Source organism: Streptomyces mexicanus, from assembly GCF_902506575.1.
In the GTDB taxonomy this organism is placed as follows: domain Bacteria; phylum Actinomycetota; class Actinomycetes; order Streptomycetales; family Streptomycetaceae; genus Streptomyces; species Streptomyces mexicanus.
The window spans coordinates 2,150,596-2,161,943 of sequence record NZ_LR732544.1 but is presented as its reverse complement, the minus strand read 5'-3'; the positions used below and the strand labels follow the sequence as shown (position 1 = coordinate 2,161,943).

The 11,348-nt window shown below is 75.1% G+C and carries 10 protein-coding genes and 1 pseudogene; 7 read left to right on the top strand and 4 right to left on the bottom strand.

What is annotated here, in order from left to right:
• The 4 genes and pseudogenes from GV126_RS09705 to GV126_RS09690 form a co-directional block, all read left to right on the top strand.
• Positions 1–642, top strand: a pseudogene (locus tag GV126_RS09705) (NYN domain-containing protein); the annotation flags it as partial.
• Positions 643–791: 149 nt separating this feature from the next.
• Positions 792–1,766, top strand: a complete 975-nt coding sequence (locus GV126_RS09700; RefSeq protein WP_159673486.1) for an ABC transporter ATP-binding protein — start codon at positions 792–794, stop codon at positions 1,764–1,766.
• A 166-nt stretch (positions 1,767–1,932) separates the two neighbouring features.
• On the top strand, positions 1,933–2,760 hold the full coding sequence (locus GV126_RS09695; RefSeq protein ID WP_159664466.1) for an ABC transporter permease: 828 nt from the start codon (positions 1,933–1,935) through the stop codon (positions 2,758–2,760).
• 34 nt (positions 2,761–2,794) lie between these two features.
• Positions 2,795–3,559, top strand: a complete 765-nt coding sequence (locus GV126_RS09690) for a hypothetical protein (RefSeq protein WP_201299821.1) — start codon at positions 2,795–2,797, stop codon at positions 3,557–3,559.
• A 401-nt stretch (positions 3,560–3,960) separates the two neighbouring features.
• Here GV126_RS09690 and ybaK read toward each other — a convergent pair whose 3' ends face one another.
• From ybaK to GV126_RS09670, 4 genes are all read right to left on the bottom strand, one after another.
• Positions 3,961–4,458 (bottom strand): Cys-tRNA(Pro) deacylase, encoded by a 498-nt coding sequence (gene ybaK / locus GV126_RS09685; RefSeq protein WP_159664465.1) that lies wholly within the window; start codon positions 4,456–4,458, stop codon positions 3,961–3,963.
• A gap of 34 nt (positions 4,459–4,492) precedes the next feature.
• Complete coding sequence (locus GV126_RS09680; protein ID WP_159664464.1) at positions 4,493–5,233, bottom strand: LON peptidase substrate-binding domain-containing protein; 741 nt, start codon at positions 5,231–5,233, stop codon at positions 4,493–4,495.
• Positions 5,234–5,278: 45 nt separating this feature from the next.
• A complete protein-coding gene (locus GV126_RS09675) occupies positions 5,279–6,301 on the bottom strand; it encodes a hypothetical protein (protein WP_419796064.1) in 1,023 nt (340 codons plus the stop codon).
• A 218-nt stretch (positions 6,302–6,519) separates the two neighbouring features.
• The gene (locus tag GV126_RS09670; RefSeq protein ID WP_159664462.1) at positions 6,520–8,097 is read right to left on the bottom strand and encodes an oxidoreductase; all 1,578 of its coding nucleotides are present in this window, start codon (positions 8,095–8,097) and stop codon (positions 6,520–6,522) included.
• 221 nt (positions 8,098–8,318) lie between these two features.
• Between GV126_RS09670 and hisD the strand changes: the two genes are divergently transcribed.
• From hisD to hisB, 3 genes are read left to right on the top strand one after another with little or no spacing between them, the layout of a single operon-like run.
• Positions 8,319–9,641: a histidinol dehydrogenase gene (hisD, locus tag GV126_RS09665; RefSeq protein WP_159673482.1), complete on the top strand. Its 1,323-nt coding sequence runs from the start codon at positions 8,319–8,321 to the stop codon at positions 9,639–9,641.
• Positions 9,638–10,756, top strand: coding sequence for a histidinol-phosphate transaminase (locus GV126_RS09660; RefSeq protein ID WP_159664461.1), 1,119 nt, complete (start codon positions 9,638–9,640; stop codon positions 10,754–10,756). Before hisD ends, GV126_RS09660 begins: the two co-directional genes overlap by 4 nt.
• On the top strand, positions 10,753–11,346 hold the full coding sequence (gene hisB, locus GV126_RS09655; RefSeq protein ID WP_028422551.1) for an imidazoleglycerol-phosphate dehydratase HisB: 594 nt from the start codon (positions 10,753–10,755) through the stop codon (positions 11,344–11,346). Before GV126_RS09660 ends, hisB begins: the two co-directional genes overlap by 4 nt.
• The last annotated feature ends 2 nt before the right edge of the window (positions 11,347–11,348 follow it).

The following is an 11,348-nucleotide window of genomic DNA, read 5'->3' as shown; positions in this document are numbered from 1 at the left end:
CCCGCGCCCCGCCCCGAGATCGCCGCGATCCTCTCCGCGCCGCTGCCCGAGTCCGCCCTCTCCTCGGCCGGCGAGCGCCCCGCCGAGGAGCGCGGCCACCCGCAGCCGGCCACCCCGCGCAGCGGCACCGAGGAGCGGCTGCCGGCCCAAGGCGGCCCCACCCCCAAGGACCTGGCCGCCCTGCGGGCCCCCGGCACCGCGACCGCCCAGCACCCCGCCACGGCGACCCTGCGCTGGTCCTCCGACCGCGGCTGGGTCGACCGCTCCGGCGTCTTCGCCGAGCCGTCCGACGCCGCCTCCATGCCGACCCTGGCCCAGCTGACCACGGCCGAGCAGCGCTGGGCGGACCGCGAGGAGGACATCACCACCGTCGGCGGGGATCCGTACGAGGTCGGGCAGGTCTTCGCCCGGCGCTGGGTGGACCGCCTCGGCGACCGCGGCCACCTGCAGAAACTGTCGTCGATGTACCCGCGCATCCCGCACCGCATCGACGGCGAGCTGCTGCGCTACGCCGCCCGCTTCGGCCTGCTCGCGCACAAGGACGACCAGATCGACGAGCACGACCGCTACGCCATCCGGGCCGGCTTCTGGCGGGAGATCGACGTCCGCACGGGCGCCGAGCACGCCCCGGCCGGCGACTGAGGCGCACGGCCCCGCCCGCCGCCCGCCCGGGACCGGGGCGGAGGAACCGGGAGAGGTCGCCCCAAGGACGAGTAAAGCCCACCGACCCCGTACTCTCGTGCCTTGTGAGTACGCGCGCGGGACAGGCACTTCGGCACGGGGACGACGTCGTGTGCGCGGTGCGCGGACTGACCAAGACCTACCCGGCGGCCCGTGGCCGGCGCGGCGCCCCCGGCACCCCCGAGGTGCGCGCCACCGACGACGTGGAACTGGACGTGCGGCGCGGCGAGATCTTCGGCCTGCTCGGCCCGAACGGCGCCGGCAAGTCCACCCTGGTCCGCCAGCTGACCGGACTGATGCGCCCCGACCGGGGCAGCGTCACGATCCTCGGCCACGACATCGTGGCCCACCCCGAGCGGGCCGCGCGGATCCTCGCCTACCTCGGGCAGGAGTCCACCGCCCTGGACGAGCTGACCGTCTCGCTCGCCGCCGAGACCACCGGCCGGCTGCGCGGCCTGGACGCCCGGCGGGCGCGCGCCGAGCGCGACGCCGTCCTGGAGGAACTGGGCCTGACGCCGATCGCCTCCCGCCCGCTGAAGAAGCTCTCCGGCGGTCAGCGCCGCCTGGCCTGCTTCGCCGCCGCCCTGATCGGCGAACGCCCGCTGCTGGTGCTGGACGAGCCGACCACCGGCATGGACCCGGTGGCGCGGCGTGCGGTGTGGTCCGCCGTGGACCGGCGGCGCGCCGAGCGCGGCACCACGGTGGTGCTGGTCACCCACAACGTCATCGAGGCCGAGACCGTCCTGGACCGGGTCGCCGTCCTCGACGCCGGCCGCGTCATCGCCTGCGACACCCCGACCGGCCTGAAGGAGCGGGTCTCCGGCGAGGTACGGGTGGAGCTGGTGTGGCGCGAGCGGGCGCCGCTGCAGGTGCCCGAGGTGGCCGCGCTGCGCGAGCGGGCCGTGGAGTCCGGGCGCCGCTGGACGCTGCGGCTGGCCCCCGAGGAGGCCCGCGCCGCCGTCGCCACGGTGACCGGCGGGGACGCGTTCGCCGCCCTGGACGACTTCACCCTGGCCACGCCCAGCCTGGAGGACGTCTACCTGGCGCTGGGCGGCGCCTCCCGGCAGGGGCTGGTGAAGGCGTGAGCCGGGCGCAGGACGGCGCCCGCGCCGATCGCCGGGGCGCACGGACGGTCACGGCGGGGGAGGACCGGGGCGCACGGGGCGCGGAGGGTGAGAAAGTGGGCGTGCTCACCGGCGCGGCCGCAGGCGCCGCCAGGGAGTACGCCGGAGCGAAGAGGAGCAGTTCGACGTGAGTGTCGTCCCCGCCGACGTGCTGGCCGGCACGACGGCCGCGCAGGGCGGCGGCGCCGGGCGGACGCCGGTCGCCGAGCTGGGGCCGCGAGCCCGGCTGTGGCCGTCGCTCGCGGCCGTGTACCGGGCGCAGCTGTCCCGGGCGCGGGTGGCGCGGATCCCGCTGCTGTTCGTGGCGACCTTCCAGTCCGTCGGCATCATGATCATGATGCGGGGCGTGGTCGACGGCGGCGGGGAGGCGCACTCCGTGGTGGCCGGCGCCGCCATCGTCGTGGTCGCCTTCGTCGCCCTGAACCTGCTCGCGCAGTACTTCGGGCAGCTGCGCGCCAGCGGCGGGCTCGACCACTACGCCACGCTGCCGGTGCCGCCCGCCGCGGTGGGGCTGGGCGCGGCGGCCGCCTACGCCTCCTTCACCGTGCCGGGCACGCTGGTGACCGCGGTGTTCGGCTGCGCGCTGTTCGGGTTGCCGCTGGGCAACCTGTGGGTGCTCGTGGCCGTGATACCGCTCGCGGGCGCGGCGCTCTCCGGGCTCGGGGCGGCCTGCGGGCTGCTCGCGCCCCGGCCGGCACTGGCCACCCTGCTGGGGCAGCTGGGCATGTCGGCGGCGCTGCTGCTGGGGGTGCTGCCGCCCGCGCGCATGCCGGAGGCGATCCGGCTCGCGCGGGACCTGCTGCCGTCGACGTACGGCGCGGAGGCCTCCGCGCGGACCTTCGCCGCCCGCCCCGACTGGCCGCTCGTCGGCGTGGACATGGCCGTGTGCGCCGGGGTCGGGGTGGTCTCGCTGGCGGTGGCCACCTGGGCCTACCGCCGGGCGGCCGTCCGATGACGCGATCGACAGACTCGACTGGCACGATGGCAGGGTGACCGCTCCGTTGACTCCCTCTCCGCCGCCCGACCGGCGCTCCTCACAGTCCTCCCCGCCCGGCGAGGCGGCCTCCCCGCAGCAGGGCCCCGGGCAGCGGCCCGGCCGGCCCGCGCAGGACGGTGCGGGGCAGCCGCCGGCCACCGGATCCGGAGCCGCGCAGGGCGCGCACGCCCCGGCGGCGGCGCACGCGGCGGGCGACCCGGGGCCGGTGGCCGAAGTCCGGCAGGCCGTCGTGGCCCTGGTGGCCGTGACGGTCGCCGGGGTGCTGCTGGGGCTGCTGTGGCTGTGGCTGGCCCCGCGGGTGCCGCTGGTCGGGGACGTCAGCGGCGACAGCTGGATCGTCTACCTCAAGGACTCCGAGGGCGAGCAGGCGGTCGGCGTGGACGGCACGTTCACGCTGCTCGGCCTGGCCTTCGGCGTGGTCAGCGCGGTGGCCGTGTTCCTCGCGCGGCGGCGCGGCGGCGTGCCGCTGGTGGTCGCGCTGTGCCTGGGCGGGCTGCTCGGGTCGCTGCTGGCCTGGCGGCTCGGGGTGTGGCTGGGCCCGCAGCAGGACGTGATCGCGCACGCCAAGGCCGTCGGCAAGGGCGTGACCTTCTCGGCGCCGCTGAAGCTCGGCGCCAAGGGGGCCCTGCTGGCCTGGCCTCTGGCCGCGCTGGTGGTGCACCTCGCGCTCACGGCGCTGTTCGCCCCGCGCGAGCCGGAGCCGCACGAGCAGGGCGGCCCGTACCCGGGACCGTACGACGGCTCCCACGCGGCCTGACGACGGCTCCGCGCAGGGCGTCGGCCCGACGAGTCCCGGCCCGAGTCCGGCCGGGCGAAGGTCGGGCGACGGTTCAGGCCGGTGAGGCCCGCTCCGGCGACGCTTTTGGTCCGGCGAGGCCCGGCCCCGCGAAAGTCCGGCGACGGCCCCGACCCGGCGAGGCGCGGCGACGGTGCGGCCTGACGACGGCCCCGCAAGGGCCGTCGGCCGGGGAGGCCGCCGACCCGACGAGGCCCGGTCCGGCGACGGTCCCGGCCCGGCGAGAGGCGGCGACGGACCGGCCTGACGACGCCCCCCGCCCCCCGCGCAGGCCGCCCGCTCCGGAACGGAGGGCCCCAGGGGTTTTCGTCCGGATCCGCCCGTCGGTCCGGCGGGATCCGGACGTAAGGTCCCGCGGCCGGTCAGCGGCCGATCGGGGCCAGTACCGCCTCCGTGAGCTTCGCCAGGTCCAGCGGCGCCAGCTCGACCTCCAGGCCCCGGCGGCCCGCCGAGACGCAGATGGTGGCGTGGTCCGTCGCGGAGGCGTCCAGCACCGTGGGCAGCTTCTTGCGCTGACCCAGGGGTGAGATGCCGCCGCGGACGTAGCCCGTGGTGCGCTCGGCGAGCACGGGGTCGGCCATCGCCGCGCGCTTGCCGCCGACCGCCGCCGCCAGCGCCTTCAGGTCCAGGGAGCCGGCCACCGGGACCACGGCCACCGTCAGCGCGCCGTCGACCTCCGCGACCAGCGTCTTGAACACCCGCTCGGGAGACACCCCCATCGCCTCGGCCGCCTCCTCGCCGTAGGAGGGGTGGGAGGGGTCGTGGTCGTAGGAGTGGACGGTGTGCTCCACGCCCGCCGCGGCCAGGGCCACCGTCGCCGGAGTTCCCCCGGCCTGCTGCTTCTTCGCCTTCTTCGCCATCCGGCCCGTTCTCTTCGTCCAGCCTGTCCGTGCGTCAGTTGAGGCTCGTCGGAGCGCGCGTCAGCTCCGGCGCCGGCAACGACGGCAGCGTACGCAGGATCGCCGTCTCCGAGCGAAGGAGTTTCAGCTCGTCCCGCAGGCGCGAGGAGGTGTCCGGCGCCTGCAGCAGCCGCTGCTTGGTCGGGATGTCCAGCACCATCGCCGCCGCCACCAGGTACGACACCACGCTCGGCTCGTCCGGCAGCTCCGCGCCCGTGGCCAGCGACCGCTCCCGGGCACCCGCCAGCCGCTTCTGGTACTGCCGGAAGGACCGCAGCACCCCCTCGGCCAGGGGACCGGCCTCGTCGCCGGGCTCCTCGGTCAGCTGCTCCAGTTCGGCGGTCAGGAACGGCCCGGAGGCGTCCACCGACAGCAGCCGCACCCTCAGGGTGCCGGTCGCCAGCACCTCGAAGGTGCCGTCGGCCCGCTCCCGTATGGACGCCGCGTCCGCCACGCAGCCCACGGCGTGGAACGCGCGGGCCGGATCGGTCCCGAACCCGGCCGCCGGGCCGCGCTCGGGCAGCGCCGTCGGATCGGGCAGGCCCGGGGCGCTCGGGGCGACCTCGTGGCCGTCGCGGATCGCCACGACGGCGAACCGGCGCGGCGCGTCCTCGGGTGTCTTCAGCAGGCTGCGCATCATGGCGCGGTAGCGCTCCTCGAAGACGTTCAACGGGAGCACCAGCCCCGGGAACAGCACCGAGTTCAGGGGAAAGAGCGGGAGCCGGACGGTGGTCACGACGCAAAAGCCTAATGGCCGCGCCCGCCCACGCGTCGGCCGCGCTCAGTTTCGCGCGGAGCCGGGGTGCCGGGGCGGCGGCGCGAGCGGTGCCGCGCGGACGTCGGCGCGCACCCGCAGGAACAGGCCCAGCGGGTCGTCGGAGACCCGGTCCCAGGGGAAGGACGTGGCGTACGGGCCGATGAGCCGCACCTGCGCGAGCGCGTCCCGGTGGCGGCCGAGCCGGATCAGGACGTACAGCAGCAGGTTGCGGACCTCCGCCGGCCGGACGGTGGCCGCCGGCAGGGCGCCGGACAGCGCGATCGCCCGGTCCGCCGCCGCGTCCAGCCGCTCGCGCGGCACCTCGCCGCCGCAGCCGTCGGTCAGATACGCGAAGGCCGCCCGCACCGGCAGGGCCTGCACCAGCGATCCGGCCGGGGCGTCCTGGGCGGCCCGGTCGGCGAAGTCCAGGCACTCGCGGTGGGCGCCGTGCCAGGAGGAGGCCAGGTAGCGCAGGGCGGCCACGTGGCAGCCGTAGTGGTGCGGGGCGCGGCGGACCGCGGCTTCCCACAGCTCCTCGAAGTACCGGTGCCCGGCGCGGCTGCCGCGGGCGTGGTCCAGCGCCACCCGCCAGGGCACCGGGTCGCGGTCGTCGCCGCGGGCGGCGGCCGTGGTCAGCGGGCTGACCTCGCGCAGCAGCTCCGCCCGGCCGGGCGAGGGCCAGGCGCGGTCCACGCCGAGCTGGGCCGCCACCAGCAGCGCGTCCGGGTCGTGCGGGGCGGCGGCGCGCCAGCGCTGCAGCCACTCGGGCCGGGACCGGGCGAACGCGGCCAGCCGCAGCACGTACCCGTCGCGGTCCTCCCACGCGCGGCGCTCCCGGGTCCCGGCCAGCAGGCCGGCCGCGGGCCCGTACGCGCCCTGGGCGGCGGCGACCAGCGCCGGCCCCAGCCGCTCGTCGGGCGCGTCGAGGAGCACCTCGTCGTCGGCCGGCACCCCGGGCTCGGGCTGTCCGGCGGGGCGTGGGCCGGCGGGGTGCGGGGCGGTTCTTCTCATCCGGCCGGAACGGATGAAGGGGGGCAGCAAAGCCATGGTGCGGACCATTGAAAGCCGCAGGTCGGGCGGGCGCCAGAGGGTTCGGCGAAGCCGATGAAAGTTGTACGCCGGACGGTCAAGACGGAGTAAAAAGATGAGAGTTCAAGGACTCTGTGGCCGCCCGGTCCGCGCCGGAGCGCACCCGGTCGCGCCGCAGCTGGTTCCGTCGCGGCATCCGGGCCGCAGTTGGTTCCGTCGCGGCATCCGGGTCGCAGCTAGTTCCGCCGCAGCATCCGGGTCGCCCCCGCCGTCACCGTCGTCGCCAGCACCCAGCCCAGCAGGACCATCGCCGCCGCCAGCCACTGCCAGGCGCCGCTCACGTGCCACTCGCTCGCCTGGTTCAGGTCCACCACCGGCAGCAGCAGGTCCAGGGCGAACAGCGACGGGTTCCAGTCGGGGCGGTCGCCGGGCGTGGCCGGGGGATGGGCCGCGTGTGCGAAGGCCAGCGAACCGGCCGCCCACAACCCCGCCATCCACACCGCCGCCCGGGCGGGCCGGTAGCCGTAGGCCACGGTGACGTCCTGGACGTAGCCCCACAGCTTGCCGGCCGGTGGCAGGGTCTCGCGGCGGCGGCGCTGCTTGGCCAGCAGTACCTCGCGCGCGTCCTCGTCCTCGCCGGCCTCCCGCAGCACTGCGGCCAGCCGCTCGTACGGCTCCGGGTTGTACTCCGCGGTGGCCGCCGCCACCCAGGCCAGGCGCGCGGCCAGCGGGAACGGCCCGCGCGGCACCAGGTTCTCGTAGAAGAAGCCGCCCATGTGCAACCCGCCGCGGCCGGGCCAGCTGCCGGCCCGGTCGACGAGCGTGACGACCCGCGCCCCGGACAGCAGCACCTGGCCGCGCCGCGGCCGCTCGCACAAAAAGCGCAGCTCGGTGGTCTGCACCCGGCGCAGCGACAGCTCCTGCCGGTCGGTGAGGTCGAAGCGGGCCTGCCCCAGGTCCACCGCCTCGCCGAACCGCCCGTCGTCCAGCCGCACCCCGCCCCGGCTGACGAAGGGCTGGATCCGCGTCCCGCGCTCGGGCGTCACCCAGCTCAGCTGCGAGCCGCCGACGCCCGCCGGGGTCAGGTAGAGCGTGCGCCCGACGGTCAGCTGCGGGGCGTTGAGCGCGTACCGCGTGTACGGGCCGGCCAGCCGCGCCCCGCGCAGGCTGAGCGACACGCCGATCGTGGCGCTGCGCAGGCTGATCTCGCCGTGCGCCTGCAACAGCTCCGCCTGCAGGTCCTGCCCGACCGTCATCCCGTCCGCCGCGATGGAGCGGCCGGCCCGGTCACGGTGCACGACGGCCTGGTTGAGCAGCAGGTCCGGGCCGATGTGCGCGTCGGTCAGCCGTATCCCGCGCTGGAAGCGGCAGCGGGGCAGGTGCAGGTCGCCCTCGGTGTGCAGGCGGGCCGCCTCCAGCCGGGGCACCGCGCAGTTCACCAGCCGCACCGTGGTCAGGCGGGCCTCGGGCAGCAGCACCTCCTCGTCGAAGCGGCAGCCGTTCATCTCCACGTACGGCACCACCGTGCCGCCGGCCAGGTCCAGGGAGCCCACGATCCGCAGCCCGGTCAGCTTCAGCGCCGACACCCGCCCGGCCAGCGCGGGCGGCCCGTCCAGCAGCAGCCAGCACACGACACGCCCGCGCACCGTCCGTTCGGGTCCCCAGGGATGCCCGCCGTGCGGGTCGTCCACCATCGCGTCCCCGCTGCGCAGGTCGTACACGCTGCCGTTGCGGAAGGCCTGCCACATCCCGGCCTCGACGGCGGTCAGGTCGTCCGGCAGGTCCCCGGCGCGGACGCCGGTCACCTCTGTCACGGTTCTTCCCTTCTTTCCCCGCTACCCGTGAGTTCTGCCGCTTCGTACCTCCGGTGATGCCCGCTGGGTGACGCTCTGAACGCGTTGCGTGAAGGGGATCGTCCGGAATCGGAGGAAGGCCGGAATACGCCTGTGGAGGGGTTCTGTATCAGCCATTGATACAGGCGAACGGGACGCGAGCGCCGTCTGAGAGAATTGGAGTCGTGCTGCAATCTCTTCCTCTGGCCCGAATCGATCTGCGCGGCGACGCCCTCCCCGAGGGCCCCGCCCTGCGCGACCTGCTGCCCCGAGCCGACTTCGACGTCGCGGCCGCCCTGGAGAAGGTGCGTCCGATCTGCGAGGCCGTGCATCATCGCGGCGACGCGGCGCTGATCGACTTCGCCGAGCAGTTCGACGGCGTACGGCTGGAATCCGTCCGGGTCCCGGAGCAGGCGCTGAAGGACGCGCTCGACCGGCTCGACCCGGCCGTACGCGCCGCCCTGGAGGAGTCCATCCGCCGCGCCCGGCTCGTCCACCGCGCACAGCGCCGCACCGCGCACACCACCCAGGTGGTGCCCGGCGGCTCGGTCACCGAGAAGTGGGTGCCGGTGCAGCGCGTCGGGCTGTACGCGCCCGGCGGCCGCTCGGTCTACCCGTCCTCCGTGGTCATGAACGTCGTGCCCGCCCAGGAGGCCGGTGTCGAGTCCATCGCGCTCGCCTCCCCGGCCCAGGCCGAGTTCGGCGGCCTGCCGCACCCGACGATCCTGGCCGCCTGCGCCCTGCTCGGCGTGGACGAGGTGTACGCCGCGGGCGGCGCCACCGCCGTGGCGATGTTCGCCTACGGCACCGAGTCCTGCCCGCCCGCGAACATGGTCACCGGCCCGGGCAACATCTGGGTCGCCGCCGCCAAGCGCTACTTCACCGGCAGGATCGGCATCGACGCCGAGGCCGGCCCCACCGAGATCGCGATCCTCGCCGACTCCACCGCCGACCCGGTGCACGTCGCCTCCGACCTGATCAGCCAGGCCGAGCACGACCCGTTGGCCGCCGCCGTCCTGGTCACCGACTCCGTGGAGCTGGCGGACGCGGTGGACAAGGAGCTTCAGCCCCAGGTCGCGGCCACCAAGCACGTCGAGGACCGGATCCGCCCGGCGCTGTCCGGCAAGCAGTCCGCGATCGTCCTGGTCGACGGGATCGAGGAGGGCCTGAAGGTGGTCGACGCCTACGGCGCCGAGCACCTGGAGATCCAGACCGCCGACGCCGCCGCGGTCGCCGAGCGGGTGCGCAACGCCGGCGCGATCTTCGTCGGCCCGTGGGCGCCGGTCTCCCTCGGCGACTACGCGGCCGGCTCCAACCACGTCCTGCCCACCGGCGGCTGCGCCTGCCACTCCTCCGGCCTGTCCGTGCAGTCCTTCCTGCGCGGCATCCACATCGTCGACTACACCCGCGACGCCCTCGCCGAGGTCGCCCACCACGTGGTGACGCTGGCGGAGGCGGAGGACCTGCCGGCGCACGGTGCGGCGGTCAAGGCGAGGTTCGGCTGGAAGGTACCCGAGAGCAAGTGAGCGACGTGCGGATCGACGATCTCCCCGTGCGCGACGAGCTGCGCGGCCAGTCCCCCTACGGGGCGCCCCAGCTGGACGTCCCCGTACGGCTGAACACCAACGAGAACCCCTATCCGCTGCCCGAGCCGCTGGTCGAGCGGATCGCCGAGCGGGTGCGGGAGGCCGCCCGCGGCCTGAACCGCTACCCGGACCGGGACGCGGTGGAGCTGCGCACCGCACTCGCCGAGTACCTGACCAAGACCGGCGGCCACCGGGTCGGCGTGGCGAACGTCTGGGCGGCCAACGGCTCCAACGAGGTCATCCAGCAGCTGCTGCAGGCCTTCGGCGGCCCCGGCCGCACCGCGATCGGCTTCGAGCCGTCGTACTCGATGCACGCGCTCATCGCGCGCGGCACGGGCACCGGCTGGATCTCCGGGCCCCGGCGCGAGGACTTCACGATCGACCTCGCCGCCGCCGAGGAGGCGATCGCCGAGCACAAGCCGGACGTCGTCTTCATCACCACCCCCAACAACCCCACCGGCAACGCGGTCCCGCGCGAGACGGTGATCGCGCTGTACGAGGCCGCGCAGGCGGCGAAGCCGTCCATGGTGATCGTCGACGAGGCGTACGTCGAGTTCAGCCACGGCGCCTCGCTGCTGCCGCTGCTGGAGGGCCGCCCGCACCTGGTGGTCTCGCGCACCATGTCCAAGGCGTTCGGCGCCGCCGGGCTGCGCCTGGGCTACCTCGCCGCGGACCCGGCCGTCGTGGACGCCGTCCAGCTGGTCCGGCTGCCCTACCACCTGTCGGCGATCACCCAGGTCACCGCGCTGGCCGCCCTGGAGCACACCGACACGCTGCTGAAGTACGTCGAGCAGCTCAAGCAGGAACGCGACCGGCTGGCCGCCGAACTGCGCGCGATCGGCTACGACGTGACCGAGTCGGACGCCAACTTCGTCCAGTTCGGCCGTTTCGCCGACGCCCACGACGCCTGGCGCAGCATTCTCGACCGGGGCGTCCTGGTCCGGGACAACGGTGTGCCGGGATGGCTGCGGGTGACGGCCGGGACCCCCGCGGAGAACGACGCGTTCCTCGATGCGGTACGCGATCTGAAGAAGGAACAGGAGCAGAGCGGATGACCCGCGTCGGGCGCGTGGAGCGCACCACCAAGGAGACCTCCGTCCTGGTCGAGATCGACCTCGACGGCACCGGGAAGACCGACATCGCCACCGGCGTCGGCTTCTACGACCACATGCTCGACCAGCTCGGCCGCCACGGACTGTTCGACCTGACCGTGAAGACCGACGGCGACCTGCACATCGACTCCCACCACACCATCGAGGACACCGCCCTCGCGCTGGGCGCCGCCTTCAAGCAGGCCCTCGGCGACAAGGTGGGCATCTACCGCTTCGGCAACTGCACGGTCCCGCTGGACGAGTCCCTCGCCCAGGTCACCGTCGACCTCTCCGGCCGCCCCTACCTGGTGCACACCGAGCCGGAGAACATGGCGCCGATGATCGGCGAGTACGACACCACCATGACCCGGCACATCCTGGAGTCCTTCGTCGCCCAGGCCCAGGTCGCCCTGCACGTGCACGTGCCCTACGGGCGCAACGCCCACCACATCGTGGAGTGCCAGTTCAAGGCGCTGGCGCGGGCGCTGCGCTACGCCAGCGAGCGGGACCCGCGCGCGGCGGGCATCCTGCCCTCGACGAAGGGCGCGCTGTAAAG